This is a genomic window from Flavobacterium anhuiense (assembly GCF_050990855.1).
GTDB lineage: Bacteria > Bacteroidota > Bacteroidia > Flavobacteriales > Flavobacteriaceae > Flavobacterium > Flavobacterium anhuiense_C.
The window spans coordinates 625,840-648,801 of record NZ_CP158861.1 but is presented as its reverse complement, the minus strand read 5'-3'; the positions used below and the strand labels follow the sequence as shown (position 1 = coordinate 648,801).

The window sequence follows — 22,962 nt, the reverse complement described above, 5'->3', positions numbered from 1 at the left end:
TCATGAATAAAAAAGCAGAAAATATAATTGTTGGAATTTCAGTTGGAGATTTAAACGGTATTGGAAGCGAAGTTATACTGAAAACATTCGAGGATTCCCGTATGTTGGAATTGTGTACGCCGGTTATTTTTGCAAATGCTAAAATTCTTTCATTCGTTAGAAAAAGCTTTACATCGACAGTTCAATTTCACGGAGTTGATAAATTAGATCAAATTATACCGGGAAAAGTAAATGTTTTGAATCTTTGGAGAGAAGGAGTTGATATAAACTTTGGAGTTGATGATCCGAAAATAGGGGAATATGCCATAAAATCTTTTACAGCAGCAACAAAAGCGTTGAAAGATGGTGAAATTGATGTTTTAGTAACGGCTCCTATTAATAAATATAATATACAGTCTGAAGATTTTAAATTTCCTGGACATACCGATTATCTAGATCAGCAATTAGAAGGCGATGCGCTTATGATGATGGTTCAGGATAATTTGAGAGTTGGTTTGATTACAGATCACGTTCCTTTAAACGAAGTGGCTTCTCATTTGACAGAAGAGCTAATCACTAAAAAAATTGAAACTATTAGAAAATCTTTAGTTCAGGATTTTGGTATTGTAAAACCGAAAATTGCAGTTTTAGGGATAAATCCTCATTGTGGAGATGGTGGCGTTATCGGAAAAGAGGATGATGTGATTTTGAAACCGGTTCTGAAAAAAATATTCGATTCTGGAACAATGGTTTTTGGTCCATTTCCAGGAGATGGCTTTTTTGGAAGCGGTCAATATGAAAAATACGATGCTATTGTAGCAATGTATCACGATCAAGGACTAATTCCGTTTAAGACATTGTCTTTTGGAAAAGGAGTTAATTATACAGCGGGTTTAAATAAAGTAAGAACCTCTCCAGATCACGGTACAGCATATGATATTGCTGGAAAAGACATGGCAGATTACAATTCGTTTAAGGAAGCAGTCTATCTTGCGATCGATATTTTTCGCTCGCGTAATCAGTATGAGGAGATTAGCCAAAAACCTCTTAAAATAAAAGAAAAACAGTTATAAACAAAAAAAGGTGAATAAGATTATTAGATTTGTAATAATTTTATATCTTTGCACCCCAATTCAGATATCTAGTTTTAGAACTGAATTGTTCAAATTGATGTTGAAATGAGCAAAACAAAAGAATTTTTAATTCCTTTCGTAGGATTAAAACTAGGAAAACACCATTTTGAGTATCAGATAAATAACGAGTTCTTTAAGAATTTTGAATACGAAGAGTTTCAAAATTCGGATATTAAAGTCAATTTGCTTTTCGAAAAGAAAAGTACTATGTTGGAGTTAGAATTCAAACATAAAGGGACAGTAAACGTGCCTTGTGATCTAACAGGCGAAGATTTTGATTTACCTATAAAAGGAAAAATGAAGTTGATTGTTCGCTTTGGAGAAGAATTTAATGATGACAATGAAGAATTGTTGATTTTGCCACATGGTGAACACGAGATAGATGTAGCGCAATATATTTATGAAATGATCGCGCTTTCTGTACCTCAAAAAAGAATTCATCCAGGGGTTAAAGATGGAAGTCTTCAGGCAGAAGCTTTGACAAAACTGAATGAGCTAAGTGTAAAAGAACAAAAGGAAGAGAGTAACAAAGAAGAAGATATTGACCCGCGTTGGGAAAAATTAAAGAAACTATTAACGGATAAATAATATAGTAAAATGGCACATCCTAAGAGAAAAACCTCGAAAACAAGAAGAGATAAGAGAAGAACACATTATAAAGCTACTGTAGCTCAAATCGCTACATGTCCTATTACAGGTGAGGCGCATTTATACCACAGAGCTTACTGGCATGAAGGTAAAATGTACTACAGAGGGCAAGTTGTTATCGATAAATCTGAAGCGGTTGCTTAATACGTTTTTGTAAATTATACTAGAACTCTCACATAGTGAGAGTTTTTTTTGTTGGTTATAATTTTCGTTTTTTAGGAAAATATAGACAAATTCGTTACGTTTTTTTTTGTAATTTTCGGGTCTTTTAAAAATTTTTCAAATTATCATTAATTTGAAAGGAAAATAATAGAATATAATGAATACAATCACAGCCGCAATTACCGCTGTTGGAGCTTATGTTCCTGACTTCGTTCTTTCGAACCAAGTACTAGAAACAATGGTTGATACCAATGATGAGTGGATTACCGCTCGAACAGGAATTAAAGAAAGAAGAATTCTTAAAGATGCTGATAAAGGTACATCGTATCTTGCGATACAAGCAGCAAAGGATTTAATTGCAAAAGCAAATATTGATCCGCTTGAGATTGATATGATTATAATGGCAACTGCAACGCCAGATATGATGGTGGCTTCTACAGGAGTTTATGTTGCGACAGAAATTGGAGCAACAAATGCATTTTCATACGATTTGCAAGCTGCATGTTCAAGTTTCTTATACGGAATGTCAACTGCTGCTGCGTATGTTCAGTCAGGACGTTACAAAAAAGTACTTTTAATTGGTGCCGATAAAATGTCATCAATTGTAGATTATACAGACAGAGCAACTTGTATTATTTTTGGTGATGGAGCTGGAGCAGTTCTTTTTGAACCAAATTATGAAGGTTTAGGTTTGCAAGATGAATATTTAAGAAGTGACGGTGTAGGACGCGACTTCCTTAAAATTCCTGCGGGAGGTTCTTTGATTCCGCCTTCAGAAGACACTGTAAAAAATAGACAGCACAATATTATGCAAGATGGTAAAACTGTTTTCAAATATGCTGTAACTAATATGGCAGATGCCAGCGAATTGATTTTGCAAAGAAATAACTTGACAAATCAAGACGTTGATTGGTTAGTGCCACATCAGGCTAACAAACGTATTATTGATGCTACTGCTGGAAGATTAGAATTAGACGATTCTAAAGTTTTGGTAAACATTGAAAAATATGGAAATACTACTTCTGGAACTTTACCATTAGTATTAGCTGATTTTGAAAATAAGCTTAAAAAGGGAGATAATATTATCTTTGCCGCTTTTGGTGGTGGATTCACTTGGGGATCTATCTATTTAAAATGGGCTTACGATAAGAAATAAATTAAAACTAAAAACGAATCATTATGGATTTAAAAGAAATTCAAAACCTAATCAAATTTGTTGCAAATTCGGGCGTTGCAGAAGTGAAGTTAGAAATGGATGATGTAAAAATCACGATCAGAACAACTTTAGAAACAAATGTAACTGAAGCAACTTATGTACAGCAATTGCCAACTCAGGCAGCTTTACCTCAAGCGGCAGTTCCACAAGTTGCAGCTCCAACAGTTGTAAGTGTAACTCCAGAAGCACCAGCGGCTAACGATTCTAAATATATTACTATAAAATCTCCAATCATTGGTACATTCTATAGAAAACCATCTCCAGATAAACCAGTTTTCACTGAAGTTGGAAGCACTGTATCTAAAGGTGATGTTCTTTGTGTAATCGAAGCAATGAAATTATTCAACGAAATTGAATCTGAAGTTTCTGGAAAAATTGTAAAAATTCTTGTAGACGATATGTCTCCAGTAGAATTTGATCAACCTTTATTCTTAGTAGATCCATCATAAATAAATTTAGATTTTAGATTTTAGATTTTAGATTGATTTGCAGTAAGAAATTTTGTTAATCATCTAAAATTATCTAATTATCAAAGTTGTCTAATTATCTAATTAAAATAAGATGTTTAAAAAAATATTAATTGCGAATAGAGGAGAAATTGCACTACGTGTAATTCGTACATGTAAGGAAATGGGAATCAAAACTGTTGCAGTTTACTCTACAGCCGACGCAGAAAGTTTACATGTTAAATTTGCTGACGAAGCGGTTTGTATTGGCCCTCCTCCAAGTAACTTATCGTATTTGAAAATGTCAAATATTATTGCTGCTGCAGAAATTACAAATGCAGATGCAATACATCCAGGTTATGGATTTCTTTCTGAGAATGCTAAATTCTCAAAAATCTGTCAAGAGCACGGAATTAAATTTATCGGTGCTGCTCCAGAAATGATCGACCGTATGGGAGATAAAGCTTCTGCAAAAGCTACAATGAAAGCTGCAGGAGTACCATGTGTGCCAGGTTCAGACGGTTTATTAGAATCTTACGAACATGCACAAAAAGTAGCTGCTGAAATTGGTTATCCAGTTATGATGAAAGCTACTGCTGGTGGTGGTGGAAAAGGAATGCGTGCTATCTGGAAAGAAGAAGAGCTTCAAAAAGCTTGGGAAAGTGCGCGTCAAGAAGCTGCTGCAGCGTTTGGAAATGACGGAATGTACATGGAGAAACTTATTGAAGAGCCACGTCATATCGAAATTCAAGTTGTTGGGGATGCATACGGAAAAGCATGTCACCTTTCTGAAAGAGACTGTTCTGTTCAACGTCGTCACCAAAAACTTACTGAAGAAACACCTTCACCTTTCATGACAGACGATCTTCGTGCAAGAATGGGAGAAGCTGCTGTAAAAGCGGCTGAGTTCATTAAATACGAAGGAGCCGGAACTGTAGAGTTTTTAGTTGACAAACACAGAAACTTCTACTTCATGGAAATGAATACACGTATTCAAGTTGAGCACCCAATCACAGAACAAGTTATTGATTATGATTTGATTCGTGAGCAAATTATGGTTGCTGCCGGAATTCCAATTTCTGGTAAAAACTACCTTCCACAATTACACGCTATTGAAGTTCGTATTAATGCTGAAGATCCTTATAACGATTTTCGTCCTTCACCAGGAAAAATTACTACACTTCATATGCCAGGAGGACACGGAGTTCGTTTAGATACTCACGTATACTCAGGATATAGCATTCCGCCAAACTACGATTCTATGATTGCTAAGTTAATTACAACAGCGCAATCTCGTGAAGAAGCTATTAGCAAAATGCGTAGAGCTTTGGATGAGTTCGTAATTGAAGGTGTGAAAACTACAATACCTTTCCACAGACAATTAATGGATGATCCAAAATATATTGCGGGAGATTATACAACTGCATTTATGGATACATTTAAAATGAATAGTCCAGAATAATTTAAAGGCCGTCAATATTGACGGCTTTTTTTTTTACTTCAAATCTCAAATTCCAAACCCAAGTTCCGAACTTGAAACTTGAAACTTTAAACATGAAACTTTAAACTTGGAATTGGTAATCAGGAATTTCAAAAAAATGGAATTTATCTTCAAGGTTACACATTAAGTGTTTACTTATTACACACATTTTTTCTCTTTTACACACCTTTTGTGTTTTCTCTTTTTTTGGTATATTTGATATAAGTTCTTTAAATACAGTGTTTTATGCTGTTTGGCATACTTCTTTTCTTTAACGGCACAATAATTTCATTACTTAAAGCGTAAACAACTATTAATTTAAATATATACGTTATGAAAAAGTTATTTTTATCAGCCGCAATTGTTTTAGGAAGTTTAACTTCATTCGCTTCAACTTCACCAATTACTAATACAAACGTAAAAGTGATTTCTATAGAAGACGAGTATACTGAAATCAAATTAGAAGAATTACCAGCTGCTATTACAGAATCTTTGAAAAAAGCATACCCTGAAGCAGTAATTACTAAAGCATATAAAAACGAAAAAGCTCAGTATAAACTTGATGTAACTGTTGGTGACAAAGTAGGAAACTTATTTGCTAATGCAGACGGAACTTGGATAAAACAATAATCTAAAATAAGATTCTGTGATAATCCAAATCAAGAATACTAAGATCAAATTAACTATATTAAAATACAATTATCATGAAAAATTTATTTTTATCAGCCGCAATCGTTTTGGGAGGTTTAACATCATTTGCTTCAACTTCGCCAATTTCAAATACAATCGTAAAAGTAATCTCTATCCAAGATGATTATACAGAAATTAAATTGGAAGAAGTTCCAGCAGCAGTAACAGATGCTCTTAAAAAAGCATATCCAGACGCTGCGCTTACTAAAGCATTTAAAAATACAAAATCTGAATACAAGCTTGAAGTAACTGTTGGAGATAAAACAGGAAATCTTTTCGCTAATGCAGATGGAACTTGGATTAAAAAATAATTAAGTCTAACCCTAAAAAACTATTACTATGAAAAAGTTAATCTTATCGGCAGCAATTGTTTTAGGCAGTTTGTCGATGAACGCAGAAACCCCTGTTGCAACCAGCCAAATGGTGCTAACAGTTAATGATCAGGATGGATATAAAGAAGTAGATGGAGTTCCGGCAGCCGTAAAAAAAGGCTTAGATGCAGCTTATCCTGGTGTAGTGCTTGAAAAAGCATGGGTTAATGATAAAAAGGAGTATAAAATTGAGATAACCGTTCGAGGTGAAAAATCGATCGTTTATACAGACGCTTCTGGTAACATTCTTAAAAAATAATTTAAACCACTAAATAATATGAAAAAGTTAATCTTATCAGCAGCGATTGTTTTAGGAAGTCTTTCAGTTAATGCTGCAGTTCTTCCAGCAGTTTCGATTTCTCAATCAGTATTAGTTCAAAGTGAATTTACTGAAGTATCTGCAGACGCCGTTCCGGCAGCTGTAAAGTCTACAATTGAAAAATCTTTCCCGAATACTAAGCTTGAAAAAGCGTATAAAAACGAGAAAAACGAGTACAAACTTGAAATTTCAAGTGGAGACAAGAAGTATACTATTTTTACAGATGCTTCTGGAAATATCATTAAAAAATAATTTAAAATCAGCATCATGAAAAAGCTAATCTTATCAGCAATAGTCATTGTTGGAACTATGTCAATGCATGCCAATGTATTGCCTGTTTCTCAAAGTGCTAAAGCTACTGTAACTGTTCAGTCAGAATATACAGAAGTTACGGCAGATGCTGTTCCTGCAGCTGTGAAAACAGCTTTGCAGACTGCTTATCCAGGAGCAAAACTGGACAAAGCATTTGTAAACGAAAAAAAAGAGTATAAACTCGAAATATCAGTTGGAGACCAAAAGGCTACTGTTTATTCAGATGTCAATGGTAACTGGTTGAAGATATAAATTAGGTGAATTTAGATTTATGTTTTTGGTGAAAAAGAGATTGCGTCGTGCAATCTCTTTTTTTTTACATATTTTACATAATTTTATGAAATAACAAGTTTAATAATATTATTTTAGCAAAAAAGTCCCTATAAGCAAATGCCGAAGATATTACTGATAGAAGATGATATTGCGTTCTGTAAATTATTAGAGAAATTTCTAATCAAAAAAGCGTTTGAAGTAACTACTACTTTCTCTGCTGCAGAAGCGCGTGAAGCAGTTAAAAACGAATCGTTTGATTTGATTTTGACCGACCTTCGTTTGCCTGATTCTGACGGTATTGGACTTATGTCAGAATTTAAAAATTCTCATCCTCATATTCCTGTTATTTTAATGACAGGTTACTCTGATGTAAATACCGCTGTAAAAGCCATTAAAAATGGAGCGGCAGATTATATTTCGAAACCCTTTAATCCAGATGAAGTTCTTCTTGTAATTACTAATGCTTTGCAAGCTCCAAAAGAGGAAGAAGAACAAGCTTCTGTAAAAGAAAAAAAGACAGCAAAAAAGCAGTCATCAACAGGAGAAAACGAATTTGTTAAAGGAATTTCTGTTGCATCCAAAAAACTTTTAGATCATATTCAATTGGTAAGTCCAACAGATATGTCCGTTTTGATAATTGGTGAAAGTGGAACAGGAAAAGAAATTATTGCTAAAAGTATTCATCAGCAAAGTAGAAGAAAAGATAATAATTTTATTGCAGTAGATTGCGGGGCCATTCCAAAAGAATTGGCGGCAAGTGAATTTTTTGGACATTTAAAAGGATCTTTCACGGGAGCAATTAGCGATAAAAAAGGATATTTTGAAGCAGCAAACGGTGGAACTTTATTTTTGGACGAAATTGGAAATCTTTCCTATGAAAATCAAATTCAATTGTTAAGAGCGCTCCAAGAAAGAAAAATTAAACCTGTAGGAAGCAATAAAGAAATAAACGTCGATATACGCATTATTACAGCCACCAATGAAGACTTGCGCGAAGCAGTAAAAAACGGCGATTTTAGAGAGGATTTATACCATAGAATCAATGAGTTCTCGATTCAGTCACCATCTTTAAAAGATCGTGGCGAAGATTTAATGGTTTTTGCCGATTATTTCCTTGAAAAAGCCAATCAGCAATTGCATAAAGAGGTGATTGGATTTTCTCCAGAAGTGGTTTCGATTTTTCAAAATTACTCTTGGCCGGGAAATTTAAGAGAATTGCAAAATTGTGTAAAACGTGCCACTCTTTTAACACGTGGTGATTTTATAGAAAGCGATGTGCTTCCGGCAGAATTTTTTCAGATTCAAAATCAACCCCCAGCAAATGAAGTTTTCTCATTGTCTGAAAATGAAAGAGAAACTATTATTAGTGCTTTATCGAAAACGCAGAACAATAAATCGGAAGCAGCAAAATTGCTGAAGATTACTAGAAAAACACTTTATAATAAATTGAAACAATATAATATTGAATAAAAAGAGCAGTCTAAAATGACTGCTTTTTTTATAGTCCCAGTAGTAGGATGTGATATTCAAAGAAATATATTTGTTCAATCTTCTTCAAATATAGCCAAAGATTTTAACCTTGTGAAACGTATAGAAGATTATTGCCTCCCAATGGTCGATATCATTGGGCATGGTTTAAATTGTTTGTGAAAAAGATTTGTTAGATTTCGTGTTTCAATTCTTGAAAAAGAACGTCTATTTTCTTAGATAAATCTTCGAAAGTCGCTTTTATATCAATTGTATTTAAATCTTCTTTTTCTAAATCTATTAGAAGTTCGCCAATTTCATTTGCCTGAATTTGTTTGAACATTGGCGCAATGCGATGTGCAATAGATTTTATTTCATCATGATTTTTCTCTTGAACCGCGACTTTCAAAAAGCCTAAATTTTCGACTGTTGTTTCAATAAAAGATCTTAGAACTTCTTTTAGTGCTGATTCGTCTTGGCCTAGAAAATCTTTTAAAGTTTCTAGCGAATATATTTGAGCTTCATTTTTGCTTGTGTTCTCTGTAGATTCAGTTAAAGGAATTTCTTCATGATCTAAAATATGCTGAATCGTTTCCAATAAAATTTTAGGCGAATAAGGTTTCTTTATAACCGTAGTAAAACCAGCATTTTTATAAACCGAAAGATCCAAATCGGTACGTCCAGTCAAGGCAATTACGTGTTGATTTTTGAAAATGGTTTCTGGAAGCTCACGAAGTTTTTCTAAAAATAAAAATCCGTCTATTTCTGGCATTTGAATGTCAGTAATAACAAAATCAAACGGCGTTGTCTGAATTGTCTCTAAAGCTTTCGCAGGATTAGTAAACGAAAACACCTGATGTTGTTCTTGTTTTAATACACCGCTTGTTAAATTCAAAAGATTAATGTCGTCATCGACTACAATAAAAGTTTGTTTCTTAGTGTTTTTTGTCGTTTTTAGTTTAGAATCAGTTGTTGGAAGAGATTGACTATTGTCAAATAATAAAGGCAGCTGAATCGTAAAAGTGCTTCCTTTTCCAAAAATGCTTTCTAAGCTTAAGCTTCCGCCCAGAATAGAAATAATTTTCTGGCAGATGGATAAACCTAAACCGGTCCCGCCGTATTTTTTTTCGATGTTTTCATTCGCTTGCGCAAATTCTTCAAAAACCAATTTCTGGTTGGCTTTTTCAATTCCGATACCAGTATCTTGAATCGAGATCGTGAAGAACTGGTCGTCATTCGCGTAAGCGGCAATTCGAATATGACCATTTTCGGTAAACTTATAAGCATTTCCAATAATATTAGTCAAGATTTGTTTTAAACGAAACGGATCGCCCACAATACGTTTCTGAAACTGCTCGTCTACATTTATAATTAGATCAATGTCTTTCTGTTTGTAAACCGTTTGAATATTTCTGGCAACATCCTCAATAATTTCAGGTAATGAAAATGGAACTTTTTCTATCGAAATCTTTCCAGCTTCAATCTGCGAGAAGTCCAATAAATCCTGAACGAGCTGCGTAATATATTCAGAGGAATTTTTAATGTTTTTTATAAAATACGATTGCTTCGTATTGACATCTGAATTGCCTAAAAGTTCAGAATAACCTACAATCGTACTCAAAGGCGTTTTTAAATCGTGGCTTACAGTTGAGATTAATTGCTCGCGACTCTTCAGCAGATTTTTGGTTTTGAAATTGGCAATTTCAAGCTGTTTTTTATACAGTTGCGATTTTGAATAATCGCTCACAATTAGAATAGAGAAAAAGACGGTTAGTAACAAACCGATTACTGCAGAAGCTGTAACAATTTCGTTGACTCTTTTTAATGATTTTTCTTTTAATGAATTGCTTTTGATCGAGTTGATGATGATTTCTCGCTCAATAATTCGAAGTATTTTTCTAAGCTGATCTGAAATCGCAATTTCATTCTGAAGCAATTTGTTTTCTTCAAAATTTAGAGATTCTTTTTTCTTTTCGGCTTTTATTTTTACAGAACTCAAAAGCTTTTTTGAATTCGCCAAAATAGAATCAGATGCTTTTTTGCTCAATGTATTGGTGCTGTCATCAGGAATATTCGAATTTAAATAATCAACATATTGCTGTAAAACACTACGCTGATAACTCCCCAACTGATTCGGATTTTTAGTAAAATCTTGAAGCTCGAGCTTTCTAAGGTTAAACTCCATTTTAGTGATTTCATCAATCGCGTTGTTTACAGAAGTTTCATCATCAGCTTTATTTTTGATTTCTCTTAACTGTTTGATGTTTTCTGTTTTTTCAGACAAAAAATAAGTCACACTATCTAAAAGTGTTTTCTGATATTCGGTAGTTACAATTTGTTTTAAAGTATCAATGCGTTTTCGGAGCGAGTCGGTTTCGATCAGATAATTTTTAAAATCTTTTTCGGAGTTATTTTGAATCGTTTGTCTGGCTAGACTTTCGGTTTTGTAAACATTCGAATACAATCTGCTTACTCTGATAATTTTGGTTTTTTCTAAAGCGATCTTGTCTTCCAATTTATTGTAAACTACATTTTCAGAATAAAGAAACCATCCAACTGTAGCAACCAAAGCCAGTAATGCAACATAGCTGAATAAAACTTTGATTGCGGTGTAACTTTTTTTGGTCTCCATATTTTGCTAATGATTTGAGGGAATAAGACTTCTACAGCCTCGGGATTAAAACATTGCAATTTATCTAAAAAAATCTGTTTTTTGAAGAGTAAAATTACCCAATATGTTACATAATTGTAAGGATTGTAAAGAAAAACAGCCGTAGATTATGTAAATCTACGGCTGTCAAAATGTTATTTTATGGATTATAAAGTTTCATCTAACCATTTGAAGAATTCACCTTGCCATACCTGAGCGTTTTGTGGTTTTAAAACCCAGTGATTTTCGTCTGGGAAATACACAAATCTACTTTTGATTCCTCTTAATTGAGCCGCTTGAAAAGCTTCTTGTCCTTGTCCGATCGGCACACGGAAATCTTTTCCTCCTTGGAAAATCAAAATTGGTTTATTCCAGTTTTGAACCAAAGTTGCAGGATTAAAAATAGTATATGCTTTTTGCGCTACCGCATTGTCTTTTTCCCAGTATGCTCCACCAAAATCCCAATTGTTAAAGAAAACTTCTTCTGTTGTTCCTAACATCGAAACGGTATTGAAAACGCCATCGTGAGCAATGAAAGTTTTGAAACGGTTTTTGTGAATTCCAGCTAAATAAAATACAGAATATCCTCCATAACTTGCACCAACGCAACCTAAACGGCTTTTGTCAACATAGCTTTCTTTAGCAACATCATCAATTGCAGAAAGGTAATCGTCCATAACTTGTCCGCCCCAATCTTTACTAATTTGCTCGTTCCATTCAACTCCGTGTCCTGGCATTCCACGACGGTTTGGAGCAACTACCACATAGCCTTTAGCAGCCATTAAAGAGAAATTCCAACGGAAAGAATACGATTGTGTCAATGCGCTTTGAGGTCCGCCTTGGCAGAATAACAAAGTTGGATATTTTTTTGAAGCATCAAAATTTGGAGGCAAGATTACCCAAACCAACATTTTTTTACCGTCAGTTGTAGTAACATAACGCTTTTCTGTTTTGCTTAACGCTAAAGTTTTATACGTATCTGTATTTACATTAGAGATTTGTTTCCAAGTATTTTTCTTCAAATTGAAAGAATAAATCTCACCTGCGTGGTTCATGTCTGTTCTCGTAACGATGATATCATCTCCAACAAAACCTACTAAATCATTTACATCAAAATCTCCGTTTGTCAATTGGCGAACGTTGATTGCGATTTTAGTTAAACCTGGAAAATTAACCGAGAAAAGTTGCTTTGTTCCGTCAATTGGCGCAACAAAAAATACAGTTTTTCCGTCTTTGCTCCAGATAAAGTTATCTACAGTTCCGTCCCAGTTTGCTGTTAAGTTGGTTTTGATTCCTTTAAACTCAACAATAATGTCGTTTTTATCAGACTCATAACCGTCGCGTTTCATCTGCAACCAAGATAAATTTCCTGTTGGAGAAAATTGCGGAGCCGTATCGTAACCTAAATTACCGTCTGTTTTATTAGTTGTTTTTTGAGTTTCTAAATTGTACTCGTAAATATCGGTATTGGTAGAAATTGCATAAGCAGTTCCTGCTTTTTTCTTGCACACATAAAAAATGCTTTTGCTGTCTGGAGACCAGATATAATCTTCGTCGCCACCAAAAGGTTTTTGCGGAGAATCGAAAGTTTCACCTTTCAAGATGTCGATTCCTTTTGCGCCGTCTTTGTTTTCTTTATAAAAAACGTGGTTAAATTTCCCTTCGTTCCAAGTGTCCCAATGACGATAATCTAAACCATTATAAATTTGAGCATCAGATTTGCCAAGACTTGGATAGAAATCTTTACCTAAAACACTTTCTAGTTTTACTTCCTCATTATAAACCACAAATTTTCCGTCAGGCGAAATGTTTTTGTCTGCTAAGATTTCTTTTGTGTCTTTAATTTCAACTGCAGTTCCACCATTTACGGGAATGGTGTAAATTTTAGAATTCGATTTGTTTTCTTCAACTGAAGGCGTAGAAACCTTAAAAACTATATTTTTTGCATCTTTAGAAATTCCAAGCGGAGTTACTCGTCCTAATTTCCATAACAATTCCGGCGACATAACATTCTGCCCAATAGCGTTTAAACTCATCATTATTAAGGTTGTTAATAATACTTTTTTCATAATCTAATTATTCTATTTTTTGTGCGCTAAAAATACAACTTTTAAATCCCAAATTGTTAAATTCCAAATACCAAAAAATGTTAAAAATTCCAATATTTAAATTCCAAATTCCAATTGTCCCCTGAGCGGAGTCGAAGGGCGTAACGTAAAAGGCTTCGACTCCGCTCAGCCTGACAAAGCAAACGCAATTTCGATTTATAAAGTTTTGGAATTTGGAATTTATCTAAAAATTGGAATTTAATCCAAGATTGGAATTTAGAGTTTAAGAGTTTATACATTGTCAGGCTGAGCGAAGTTGAAGGGCGCAACGTAATGAGGCTTCGACTTCGCTCAGCCTGACAAAAGATTTAAATGAACTTACATTTCTTATATGGTTTAAAAAAAACATTATTTTTATAAAAACTCTGAAAAATGGAACTAAGCTACTGGGAACTAAAAAACTGGTTCGCAAATATCGATTACACTATTGTCGGAAGCGGCATTGTTGGTTTGCATACTGCATTACGCTTACGCGAAAGATTTCCGTCTGCTAAAATTCTGGTTTTAGAACGCGGCATATTACCACAAGGAGCAAGTACCAAAAATGCTGGTTTTGCCTGTTTCGGAAGTTTGTCTGAAATTATGGATGACCTAAAAACGCATTCAGAAGAAGATGTTGTGGCGTTAATCGAGAAACGTTGGAAAGGACTTCAATTACTTCGAAAACGATTAGGAGATCAGGCAATTGATTTTAAACCTCACGGGGGATATGAATTGTTTTTGAAAGAGGATGAATTCGGGTTTAGCGAATGCATTTCTAAAATTCCGTTTATCAATGAAGTTTTAAAACCGCTTTTTAAAACCGATGTTTTTTCGAAAGAAGTAGACCGATTCGGATTTGAAAATATTCAAGATTATTTGATTTTTAATCCATTTGAAGGACAAATCGATACCGGAAATATGATGCAGGAATTGCTAAAACAAGCTGCTCTGGCCGATATATTAATCTTAAATCAGCAGACCGTAAAATCGTATGCCGATGCAGGAAATCATGTCGAAGTAGCGGTAAACGATTTTAGCTTTAAAACCCAAAAACTGCTTTTTGCCACCAACGGTTTTGCTGGCGAATTAACTAAAGGTGCTGTAAAACCTGCAAGAGCGCAAGTACTTATTACAGAGCCTATTCACAATTTAGATATTAAAGGAACGTTTCATTTAGATAGAGGATATTACTATTTCAGAAATATTAACGATCGTATTTTATTAGGCGGCGGCCGAAACCTTGATTTTGAGGGAGAAACCACAACCGAATTTGGAGAGACGAAAATTATTCAAAATAGATTGGAAGATTTGCTGAAAAATGTAATTTTACCAAATCAGGATTTTCAGATTGCGCACCGATGGAGCGGGATCATGGGAATTGGAAATAGTAAGAATCCGGTTGTAACCCAACTTTCTGAAAATGTGTTCTGCGGAGTGCGTTTAGGCGGAATGGGAGTGGCGATAGGAAGTTTAATAGGAACAGAATTAGCAGATTTAATATAATGGCAGCACCCAAAAAACCAGCACCAAAAACTACTACAAACAAAGCAAAACCGAAAACAGCTCCCAAAAAATCAAATCGTTCTTTTGGAGAAAAAGTAAAATGGTTTTTTATAAAAGCAGCTTTATGGTTTTTTGGAATTTCAATAGGTTCAGTTATATTTTTTAAATATGTTCCTGTGCCATTCACGCCATTAATGCTCATTCGTGCCATCGAAAATAAAATGGCAGGAAAAGAAGTTTATTTTGACCACGATTGGGAACCGATTGAAAAAATCTCGATGAATTTGCAGAAAGCAGTTATTGCCAGCGAAGACGGAACTTTTTTAACACATAATGGTTTCGATTTTAAAGCACTTCAAAAGGCCTATAAAAGTAACGAACGTGGCCGCCGAATTAGAGGGGGAAGTACAATCTCACAGCAAACTGCCAAAAACGTCTTTTTATGGCAAGGAAAAAGTTATTTCCGTAAAGGTCTAGAAGCATATTTTACTATTTTAATCGAGATTATCTGGGGTAAAGAACGCATTATGGAAGTTTACCTGAATAGTATCGAAATGGGAGACGGAGTTTACGGGGCTTATGCAGCAACAGAACATTGGTATCGCAGAGATGCTTCGAGTTTAACACCAATGCAAGCGGCGGGAATTGCAGCGATTCTTCCAAATCCAAGAAAATTTAAAGCTACAGGATCTTCAAGTTATATTAATAGAAGAAAAGAACGAATTGTACGCGAGATGCGCTACGTGGGAAAAATCAATTATAATGGAAAAGAAGAAAAGAAGAAGTAAAAAAACGCTTTTTGCTTTTCTAATATTGACCGTAACGCTCACTTTTGGACAAGGAAAAACTGCAGAAATAGGGTTTATATCAGATAACGATTTATACACATCGTCTAAATATGATATGTATTATACAAATGGTCTGGAGCTTTTCTATCGGTTTTTATCAAAAAACAATAATCCGAAAATCAATAAAGAAATTACCGAATTTAGAATTGGACAGTATCTTTATAATCCGCGATTTTTAAACGAAGAAGCAGTTACGGTTAACGATCGACCTTTTGCTGGTTATCTTTTTGCAGAAGTCGGGAAGAACTTTTTTTACCAAAGCGAATCGGTTTTAAAAACCGATTTTCAAGTTGGCTTTCTTGGCCCGAATGCGTTAGGTGAGGAATTGCAAAAAGGTTTTCATAACATGATTGGATACAAAAAAGTATACGGCTGGGAAAATCAGATTCATAATGCTTTAGGAATTCAAGCGCATGCAATGTATTCTAAAAAGCTATTTCCATCAAAACATAATGATTTTGTAGATCTTCATTGGCAGTCAGAAGGTAATCTAGGAACAATTTTTACAGGAGTTTCTACGGGATTTATGGCGAGATTTGGATTTAAGAAACTGCTTCCAATTTACGATTCAAATATGCATGATGCTTCTATAAATGCACAAGGACAGCCAGAAATTAGAGAGTTTTATTTCTATATTGCGCCTAGTGTCAACTATCAGTTTTACGATGCCACTATTGAAGGCAGTATGTTTAATGATACAAGTCCGATTACTTTCAGTTTGGAACCACTTCGTTTCAACGGAGAAGCAGGTTTAAAATACCGACATAATAACTTTAACGTTTCCTATTCTTTCCTTTACCGCGGAAGAGAACTCAATGATCCAGGAATTGATACCAATTCTGGATACTTTTATGGATCTATCAGAATGGGGTTTTTGCTTAAATAATCTTTTTCGATTGAAAATTTAAATCAATATGATGGGATACTTTGTCTTCTTCGTCTTCTTAGCCATTTTTGCTTTTGCTAGCGTTAAGTGGGGAACATTTTTAATTTCAGATGTAATAGCAGGGGGTATTTTGGTAATATTTTTTACCTATTATCATTTTAGAGATTATTTTGATAAAGGTGAAATTTTGGTGCTTATGATTAACCTTATTATGTATGTTCTAGTTTTTATTTCTTCTATCTTCATTTATTTTGACAAAGAAAATGAAAAAAGAACCTACTGGATATTTCCTGTTCTTGCCTTTGTTTGTTTAATGATGGTAGAAAAAATGACATTAAATTTTGATGAGGGTTTTTTAGGAATGTATGTCCCTGTTGCACTAGCTTTTTTTCCAATGTACTTTTTGAAGTATTATTTGAAATATATTAGAGAGGTAGTTTGATTTTGATTGTAGAGCCACTTGCGAAGATTTCTGGTTTTTCGAAATGGTAAACCAAAATATGATTCACTGAAAAAGCCATTCCGTTTTCGGAAATGGCTTTTTACAGTAATTTACGGTTTTTCAATTTTTATAATTTTTCCTGTCTTTTTATTGAATGTTAAAGTTTTATTTGGCCCTCCGTAGAAAATTGTAAGCGTGAGCGTGCTATCGGTTTCATTTTTAAAGATGATGTCTTTTGCCATTCTGATTTTCATATCAAGATTATCATTCATAATTTGATAATCGGTACATTGAAAGATTTTTTTTTCCATCAAGCCATTCTTTTCAATTACTTCAAGCCAGGGTGGAATCATAGCACTGTATCCTACAATCTGTGCCCGATATTTTTCATTTAAATCTTTGTTTTTGTACAACCCCAAAGTGGTCGTGGAAAGCACCATTGCATAAAAAGGAATCATCATCGCAATAATACTCAGGACTAATGTTACAATTAGAGATGCTAAAAGTAATTTGGCTAAAAGCTTTTTCCAAAAAACAATAATTATCACAAAAGACATGATGAGCCAAAGCCAAAAAACAATAACATCGCTATAATAGCCACGAAAACTAATTTCTTTAAAATAATAAAGAAGACAATCTAAAGCAAATAGCGAACTGATAATTAGATATAATTTCAGTATTGTTTTTTTATTTAAAATCATATTTTCTTTAAAAGGTAATTTAAACCAAATACTGTTGCAATCGATAAGATTAAAATAGGAAAGAAAGACAAGGTAAGCGTATACACTATTTCTTCTTTAAAAAGATAAGTACTCCACGCCGATTCGCGATCTACAAAAATGTTGTAATTCCAGAAAAACCAAATTAAAATCAAGGAAATTAATTCTAATGCCGTTTTTAGATAGTTGTTTTTTATTAAGGTAAATAACAAAAACGCAATAGTTAATAAAATGGTTGCAAATACAGACAATAAATAAGCATCATCAAAAAAAAGGCTATCAGGATTTCCGCTAGATAGTTTTTCAGAAAAGCTCCCCATAGCCCAATAGATTTCTATAAAAGTGAATACAAAAAGCAGTATAGAAATTAGGACAAGTTTTTTTAAGAATTGAAATATTATCGTTTTAAAATTTGGATTCATTTTTAAGGCGCGTAATTTATTATTTGCAAAAATATAAATTTATTTGTAAATAATATCTTTCATATTTGTGTTTGCTAATAAATTGCTTTTAAGTAAATTTGAAATGCTTAACCTTTTGATAATATGTTGAATAGATTAAAGGTTTACTTTTAATTAATAAAAAATAAAACTATGGATGTCAATTGGAATTTAATAGGTGTTGTAGCAATTTTGATCGTGATTTTGGTTGTATTGACAATCAGAAAAAATCTGAGAGAAAAAAAGAAATTGGAAAACTTGCTAAATAACGATTTCAAAAAAGCAGAAAAAGATGATGTTGATGGCGATGATGCCGCAAATGAGAAATAGTATAGAATGTTTTTTAAAACTGAAGAAACATTAAAATTCTGAATCTGTTAAAGAGCTTTCCCTTTTCATAAAGTACCAACTTTTTAGAATTACTAGAAAATTGGAGATTATAGAAAAGAAGCTGACTTTGATTAGCAAAAGCGTTATAGATTCAGAAACACCATCCATAATATCAGGAATTTGATTATCATATTTTCTTTCAGCAGAATAGGATAAGATAAATAGCAGCGCCCATAGACAAAAAAAGAAAAACAGTATATAAAGCAATGTTGGAAATTGTCTCCGCAGGTATTGAAAAATGGACGAAAAGATAAAGTTTGCCATTGAAAAATAAAATAACGCTCCTATTACAAAAGGATTAAGGAAAAGACCAAAAGTTATAGGATGATTTTTTGAAGTTGTAATTAAAAAATAGACTGTTAGAAAAAAAACAGCAAGAAAGGTAGCCTGAATTACTGATAGAAAACTATTGATGCTTTTTTTGTCTTCTTCCATTGTGATAAAGAGATTTTCTCTAGAAAATATGTTTAAAATAAAATACCGTATTACTTTTTGTAATACGGTATTTTTGTGGAGAATACCGGATTCGAACCGGTCGCCTCTACGCTGCCAGCGTAGCGCTCTAGCCAAATGAGCTAATCCCCCAATGTGTTAACAAATAAAGTCAAATAATCTTCAAAAAACAAATTTAGCAGACTTTCTGGTCAATTATTTTTCAAAAGCGTAACTTTACCTTAAAACTATTTTTTATGAGTTTAGAAAATGCAAACGGAAGCTTAGAAACTTCCTTTCAAAATACAATTGCAACCGTGCAATTTGGTCATCCTGCAAGTAATTCTTTTCCGCGTCAGTTATTGGATCGTCTTACTTCTGAAATAAATTCTTTAAGCCGAAATGAAAATGTCTCTTTAATTATTTTAAAAAGTGAAGGAGCCAAAACATTTTGTTCTGGAGCTTCTTTTGACGAACTTTTGAAAGTAGAAAATGAAGAGCAAGGAATTGAATTTTTCTCTGGTTTTGCTCATTTGCTGAATGCGATGCGAAATTGCAATAAAATTATAATTGGTCGCGTTCAGGGAAAAGCAGTTGGTGGCGGTGTCGGAATTATTTCGGCTTGCGATTATGTTTTTGCAACTCCACAAAGTGACATTAAATTATCAGAATTAGCAATCGGAATCGGACCATTTGTAATTGAACCAGCCGTTTCTAGAAAAATTGGAAAAACGGCAATGACCGAAATGACTTTAGCTGGCCACCAATGGAAATCTGCAGAATGGGCACTTAAAAAAGGACTATTTTCAGTTTTGACTGAAGCTGAAAATTTAGATTCTGAAGTTGAAGATTTTGCTGTAAGATTGAGTTCGTACAATCCTGAAGCTTTATATGAAATGAAAAAGATTATTTGGGAAGGAACAGAAATCTGGGAATCGCTTCTTTTTGAACGCGCTGCCATTACAGGAAAATTGGTTTTGTCTGATTTTACAAAATCAGCTTTATTACAGTTCAAAAAATAATTTAGCCACAGATTAAAAGGATTCAAAAGGATTTTTTAATAATCCAATTAATCTTTTTAATCAGTGGCAAAAAAAGATCGTAGATAACTTTGTCAAAGTTCAAAACTTTGACAAAGTTGAAAATGATAAAGATACCTGCAAGGTTTTCAAAACTTTATAGATTTAATTATTTAGAATAGAAAATAGAATATTTCACAATACCTACAAGGTTTTGAAAACCTTGCAGGATTAAAACAATTTTAAAATGAAATTGATTTCATTATTCCAGAATGTGGATGTTGCCGAAAAAATGAAGAACGCTCCAGACAGCAGTTATCAAATTGGCGTTGTCATCGGATCTTTCATTCCGTTTCTACTTTTAGGAGGAATTGCTTTGTGGTTGTACATCAGAGCTAAAAAAAGAAACAAAAACGGTTATTAATTTGTAAATTTGCAAGCTTAAAATTAAAAATCGATGAGTAATATCAGAATTACAAAACAATTTAGCTTCGAAACTGGGCATGCTTTGTACGGTTACGACGGAAAATGTAAGAACGTTCACGGACACAGTTATAAATTATCGGTAACGGTTATTGGTTCGCCAATTACAGACCGATCGAATGTAAAGTTCGGAATGGTAATTGACTTTTCTGATCTAAAGAAAATTGTAAAAGAAGAAATCGTCGATCAATTTGATCATGCAACTGTTTTTAACCAAACAACTCCGCATGTTGAGTTGGCTGCAGAATTGAAAAACCGCGGACATCACGTAATCTTAGTAGATTATCAACCAACAAGCGAAAACATGGTGGTCGATTTTGCTGAAAGAATTATAGCAAGACTTCCAGAAGGAATTTCTCTTTTCTCACTAAAACTTCAGGAAACAGAATCTTCATTCGCAGAATGGTACGCTTCTGATAATCTTTAATTAAGTCAAAAAGTCAAAAGTCAAAAGTCAAAAGTGAAATGTTTTTGCATCTCACATCTCATAATTCACATCTCACAATAATGAAAAAAATATATTTTGCTTCAGATCAGCATTTTGGTGCGCCAACTCCTGAATTGAGTTTGCCGCGCGAAAAGAAATTTGTGGCTTGGTTAGATGAGGTTAAAGAAGATGCTGAAGCGATTTTTTTGCTTGGAGATTTATTTGATTTCTGGTTCGAATATAAAACGGTTGTTCCGAAAGGTTTTGTGCGCATTTTAGGCAAGCTGGCTGAAATTCGCGATAGCGGAATTCCGGTATATTTCTTCGTTGGAAATCATGATCTTTGGATGAATGATTATTTTGAAACCGAATTGAATATTCCGGTTTACCACGATAATAAAGAATTTACTTTTAACGGAAAAACCTTTTTAATTGGCCACGGCGACGGAAAAGGTCCTGGTGATAAAGGCTATAAAAGAATGAAAAAGGTATTTACAAATGCGTTTTCAAAATGGCTTTTCAGGTGGTTGCATCCAGATGTTGGCGTAAGTTTAGCACAATATTTATCGGTCAAAAATAAATTGATTTCTGGCGATGAAGATGTGAAGTTTTTGGGAGAAGAAAACGAATGGCTGGTTTTATACGCTAAGCGAAAACTCGAAACCAAACATTACAATTATTTCATCTTCGGACACAGACATTTGCCAATGATTATTCCTGTTGGCGAAAATTCTGAATACGTAAACCTAGGCGATTGGATTGGCTATTTTACATATGGTGTTTTTGACGGAGAAAAATTTGAGCTAAAGAAATTCGAGAAATAGTAGAGAAGTCGAAAGTCAAAAGTCGAAAGTCAAAAGTTGAGGTTAATTCCTAAAACCAAAAACGAACAATATCTTATTTTTTATTTGTTGGATAGATTCCGATTTTATGCGTTCGCAGAATATATTCTGAAAGCTGTTTACTGTTTGAAAGCTGGAATTTAATTGCTCCAGATGCTTTTTTTGGCATATGGCATTCTACACAATTACTTGCCAATAATTTCTCAGGCATTGTTTTTAAGGTAGTTTCATTATGTTTTAATCCTTGATGACAGCTCATACAAATTTTAGAGTAAGAAGCCATGTTTTTAGAAGCATTTTCGTGTGGATTATGGCATGTAATGCAATCCATTTTTTGGCTATTGAAACATTTGCTTTGCGCCATTAAACGATACTGATTTCCATGAACATCAAAATTTGCGGTATCGGTAATGCTTTTAGTTTCACGAAAATACTCCGATAAATTATCTCCTGGTTTAAATTCAAAACGAGATTTTAATTTCATTCCATCGTTTCCTGCATGGCATAAAGCACAGGCATCCAATTTTTGCTGTCTATTTAAAGTTTTAAAGCTTGTAATGCTGTAGGCAACTTTTACGTTTGGATTTTTTAAGTGAAATTCAACATGTTTCTTGGCCGGACCATGGCATCGCTCGCAGTCAATTCCGTAAACAATAGTTTTTTTATTAATTATGTCTTCGACCTCCATAGACATAAAATTCCTGTCCGCAGAACTCTGGTCAACCGTTTTAGAACTAATATTCGAACTATGGCAAGAATAGCAATCTTTTACCACCATGCGATCAAAATACGGCTTTTCGGCAGGAAAACCAGGACTTGTTGCCCAATTGTTTATAGAATGATAGAAAGAAACTGGTAGTTCGTACGTATTATTGTTTTTCCAATAAACAGATGTTTGCGCATGTTTGGTTCCAAATACAATTTCGAATTTGTATCTCGCTGTCTCTTTTCCGTTTTTGTATAAAACCTGATACAAACTATCGCCCTCTTTTTCCATGACCAGTTTGGTATCTTTATCGTAAATGAAAGTATGATTTTTAGAATCGAAATCGCCAGAAACGTTTCCTAAAATAGCTGGAGCTGTCGCCTTAAAGTGCGAACTTTTGAATGCCATTTCAGACTGTACTTTGTGACATTGGATGCAGCTTTCTGATCCCGCATAATCAGTTCCGCGAGGATCAATATATTCTTCAGATTTAGTATTGCAGCTGACAAAAAGAATTGCCCAAAGCGCTAAGGTTAGTCGAAATACAGCTTTTTTCATTGCTGTAAATATACTTTTTTTTGAATTGAAT

General features: G+C 33.8%; 27 protein-coding genes and 1 tRNA gene. 21 read left to right on the top strand and 7 right to left on the bottom strand.

Annotation, left to right across the window (positions count from 1 at the left end):
* Positions 1 to 2: 2 nt before the first annotated feature.
* The 12 genes from pdxA to ABTV69_RS03060 all read left to right on the top strand — a co-directional run bounded on the left by pdxA (position 3) and on the right by ABTV69_RS03060 (position 8,499).
* A complete protein-coding gene (pdxA, locus tag ABTV69_RS03115) occupies positions 3 to 1,052 on the top strand; it encodes a 4-hydroxythreonine-4-phosphate dehydrogenase PdxA (protein ID WP_433834160.1) in 1,050 nt (349 codons plus the stop codon).
* Positions 1,053 to 1,157: 105 nt separating this feature from the next.
* Positions 1,158 to 1,700 carry a YceD family protein gene (locus ABTV69_RS03110; RefSeq protein ID WP_433834158.1) on the top strand — a complete coding sequence of 181 codons (543 nt, stop codon included), beginning with the start codon at positions 1,158 to 1,160 and terminating at the stop codon, positions 1,698 to 1,700.
* 9 nt (positions 1,701 to 1,709) lie between these two features.
* A complete protein-coding gene (gene rpmF, locus ABTV69_RS03105) occupies positions 1,710 to 1,904 on the top strand; it encodes a 50S ribosomal protein L32 (protein ID WP_008465217.1) in 195 nt (64 codons plus the stop codon).
* A 175-nt stretch (positions 1,905 to 2,079) separates the two neighbouring features.
* Positions 2,080 to 3,078 (top strand): beta-ketoacyl-ACP synthase III, encoded by a 999-nt coding sequence (locus ABTV69_RS03100; protein ID WP_433834156.1) that lies wholly within the window; start codon positions 2,080 to 2,082, stop codon positions 3,076 to 3,078.
* 23 nt (positions 3,079 to 3,101) lie between these two features.
* Entirely contained in the window at positions 3,102 to 3,587 is a 486-nt protein-coding gene (accB, locus tag ABTV69_RS03095; RefSeq protein ID WP_433834154.1) for an acetyl-CoA carboxylase biotin carboxyl carrier protein, read from the top strand.
* A gap of 112 nt (positions 3,588 to 3,699) precedes the next feature.
* On the top strand, positions 3,700 to 5,046 hold the full coding sequence (gene accC, locus ABTV69_RS03090; protein ID WP_433834152.1) for an acetyl-CoA carboxylase biotin carboxylase subunit: 1,347 nt from the start codon (positions 3,700 to 3,702) through the stop codon (positions 5,044 to 5,046).
* 351 nt (positions 5,047 to 5,397) lie between these two features.
* Positions 5,398 to 5,694 (top strand): hypothetical protein, encoded by a 297-nt coding sequence (locus tag ABTV69_RS03085; protein WP_433834150.1) that lies wholly within the window; start codon positions 5,398 to 5,400, stop codon positions 5,692 to 5,694.
* A 74-nt stretch (positions 5,695 to 5,768) separates the two neighbouring features.
* Positions 5,769 to 6,065 carry a hypothetical protein gene (locus tag ABTV69_RS03080; RefSeq protein WP_433834148.1) on the top strand — a complete coding sequence of 99 codons (297 nt, stop codon included), beginning with the start codon at positions 5,769 to 5,771 and terminating at the stop codon, positions 6,063 to 6,065.
* 28 nt (positions 6,066 to 6,093) lie between these two features.
* Positions 6,094 to 6,384 carry a hypothetical protein gene (locus ABTV69_RS03075; protein ID WP_433834146.1) on the top strand — a complete coding sequence of 97 codons (291 nt, stop codon included), beginning with the start codon at positions 6,094 to 6,096 and terminating at the stop codon, positions 6,382 to 6,384.
* An 18-nt stretch (positions 6,385 to 6,402) separates the two neighbouring features.
* Positions 6,403 to 6,696, top strand: coding sequence for a PepSY-like domain-containing protein (locus ABTV69_RS03070; RefSeq protein WP_290962883.1), 294 nt, complete (start codon positions 6,403 to 6,405; stop codon positions 6,694 to 6,696).
* Between the two features lie 15 nt (positions 6,697 to 6,711).
* Complete coding sequence (locus tag ABTV69_RS03065) at positions 6,712 to 7,008, top strand: hypothetical protein (protein WP_433834145.1); 297 nt, start codon at positions 6,712 to 6,714, stop codon at positions 7,006 to 7,008.
* Between the two features lie 138 nt (positions 7,009 to 7,146).
* Positions 7,147 to 8,499 (top strand): sigma-54-dependent transcriptional regulator, encoded by a 1,353-nt coding sequence (locus tag ABTV69_RS03060; RefSeq protein ID WP_433834143.1) that lies wholly within the window; start codon positions 7,147 to 7,149, stop codon positions 8,497 to 8,499.
* 190 nt (positions 8,500 to 8,689) lie between these two features.
* On the opposite strand, the gene ABTV69_RS03055 is transcribed toward ABTV69_RS03060, so the two are convergent.
* Positions 8,690 to 11,128: an ATP-binding response regulator gene (locus ABTV69_RS03055; RefSeq protein ID WP_433834141.1), complete on the bottom strand. Its 2,439-nt coding sequence runs from the start codon at positions 11,126 to 11,128 to the stop codon at positions 8,690 to 8,692.
* A gap of 185 nt (positions 11,129 to 11,313) precedes the next feature.
* The gene (locus tag ABTV69_RS03050) at positions 11,314 to 13,215 is read right to left on the bottom strand and encodes an alpha/beta fold hydrolase (RefSeq protein WP_433834139.1); all 1,902 of its coding nucleotides are present in this window, start codon (positions 13,213 to 13,215) and stop codon (positions 11,314 to 11,316) included.
* Positions 13,216 to 13,626: 411 nt separating this feature from the next.
* On the opposite strand from ABTV69_RS03050, the gene ABTV69_RS03045 reads away from it, so the two are divergent.
* Genes ABTV69_RS03045 through ABTV69_RS03030 form a run of 4 tightly spaced genes read left to right on the top strand, consistent with a single transcriptional unit; the run spans position 13,627 to position 16,915 of the window.
* Entirely contained in the window at positions 13,627 to 14,739 is a 1,113-nt protein-coding gene (locus ABTV69_RS03045; RefSeq protein ID WP_433834137.1) for an NAD(P)/FAD-dependent oxidoreductase, read from the top strand.
* Complete coding sequence (gene mtgA / locus ABTV69_RS03040; protein WP_433834135.1) at positions 14,739 to 15,527, top strand: monofunctional biosynthetic peptidoglycan transglycosylase; 789 nt, start codon at positions 14,739 to 14,741, stop codon at positions 15,525 to 15,527. Before ABTV69_RS03045 ends, mtgA begins: the two co-directional genes overlap by 1 nt.
* Positions 15,502 to 16,473 carry a lipid A deacylase LpxR family protein gene (locus ABTV69_RS03035; RefSeq protein WP_433834133.1) on the top strand — a complete coding sequence of 324 codons (972 nt, stop codon included), beginning with the start codon at positions 15,502 to 15,504 and terminating at the stop codon, positions 16,471 to 16,473. Before mtgA ends, ABTV69_RS03035 begins: the two co-directional genes overlap by 26 nt.
* Positions 16,474 to 16,501: 28 nt before the next feature.
* Positions 16,502 to 16,915 (top strand): hypothetical protein, encoded by a 414-nt coding sequence (locus ABTV69_RS03030; protein WP_433834131.1) that lies wholly within the window; start codon positions 16,502 to 16,504, stop codon positions 16,913 to 16,915.
* 110 nt (positions 16,916 to 17,025) lie between these two features.
* Here ABTV69_RS03030 and ABTV69_RS03025 read toward each other — a convergent pair whose 3' ends face one another.
* Entirely contained in the window at positions 17,026 to 17,616 is a 591-nt protein-coding gene (locus ABTV69_RS03025) for a hypothetical protein (protein WP_433834129.1), read from the bottom strand.
* Complete coding sequence (locus ABTV69_RS03020) at positions 17,613 to 17,954, bottom strand: hypothetical protein (protein WP_433834127.1); 342 nt, start codon at positions 17,952 to 17,954, stop codon at positions 17,613 to 17,615. The genes ABTV69_RS03025 and ABTV69_RS03020 overlap by 4 nt, the downstream gene beginning before the upstream one ends.
* Before the next feature lie 273 nt (positions 17,955 to 18,227).
* Here ABTV69_RS03020 and ABTV69_RS03015 point away from each other — a divergent pair, with 273 nt between their 5' ends.
* Positions 18,228 to 18,404 carry a hypothetical protein gene (locus ABTV69_RS03015; RefSeq protein WP_433834125.1) on the top strand — a complete coding sequence of 59 codons (177 nt, stop codon included), beginning with the start codon at positions 18,228 to 18,230 and terminating at the stop codon, positions 18,402 to 18,404.
* 30 nt (positions 18,405 to 18,434) lie between these two features.
* Here ABTV69_RS03015 and ABTV69_RS03010 read toward each other — a convergent pair whose 3' ends face one another.
* The gene (locus tag ABTV69_RS03010; protein WP_433834123.1) at positions 18,435 to 18,899 is read right to left on the bottom strand and encodes a hypothetical protein; all 465 of its coding nucleotides are present in this window, start codon (positions 18,897 to 18,899) and stop codon (positions 18,435 to 18,437) included.
* A 76-nt stretch (positions 18,900 to 18,975) separates the two neighbouring features.
* Positions 18,976 to 19,049, bottom strand: a tRNA-Ala gene (locus tag ABTV69_RS03005).
* A gap of 104 nt (positions 19,050 to 19,153) precedes the next feature.
* Between ABTV69_RS03005 and ABTV69_RS03000 the strand changes: the two genes are divergently transcribed.
* The 4 genes from ABTV69_RS03000 (at position 19,154) to ABTV69_RS02985 (ending at position 21,649) form a co-directional block, all read left to right on the top strand.
* Positions 19,154 to 19,918, top strand: a complete 765-nt coding sequence (locus ABTV69_RS03000) for an enoyl-CoA hydratase/isomerase family protein (protein WP_433834121.1) — start codon at positions 19,154 to 19,156, stop codon at positions 19,916 to 19,918.
* Between the two features lie 244 nt (positions 19,919 to 20,162).
* Complete coding sequence (locus ABTV69_RS02995; RefSeq protein WP_433834119.1) at positions 20,163 to 20,339, top strand: hypothetical protein; 177 nt, start codon at positions 20,163 to 20,165, stop codon at positions 20,337 to 20,339.
* Positions 20,340 to 20,372: 33 nt separating this feature from the next.
* Positions 20,373 to 20,825: a 6-pyruvoyl trahydropterin synthase family protein gene (locus ABTV69_RS02990; protein WP_433834117.1), complete on the top strand. Its 453-nt coding sequence runs from the start codon at positions 20,373 to 20,375 to the stop codon at positions 20,823 to 20,825.
* An 80-nt stretch (positions 20,826 to 20,905) separates the two neighbouring features.
* A complete protein-coding gene (locus ABTV69_RS02985; protein WP_433834115.1) occupies positions 20,906 to 21,649 on the top strand; it encodes a UDP-2,3-diacylglucosamine diphosphatase in 744 nt (247 codons plus the stop codon).
* 73 nt (positions 21,650 to 21,722) lie between these two features.
* Here the strand turns inward: ABTV69_RS02985 and ABTV69_RS02980 are convergent, their stop codons facing one another.
* Positions 21,723 to 22,931: a cytochrome c3 family protein gene (locus ABTV69_RS02980; protein ID WP_433834113.1), complete on the bottom strand. Its 1,209-nt coding sequence runs from the start codon at positions 22,929 to 22,931 to the stop codon at positions 21,723 to 21,725.
* Positions 22,932 to 22,962 lie beyond the last annotated feature (31 nt).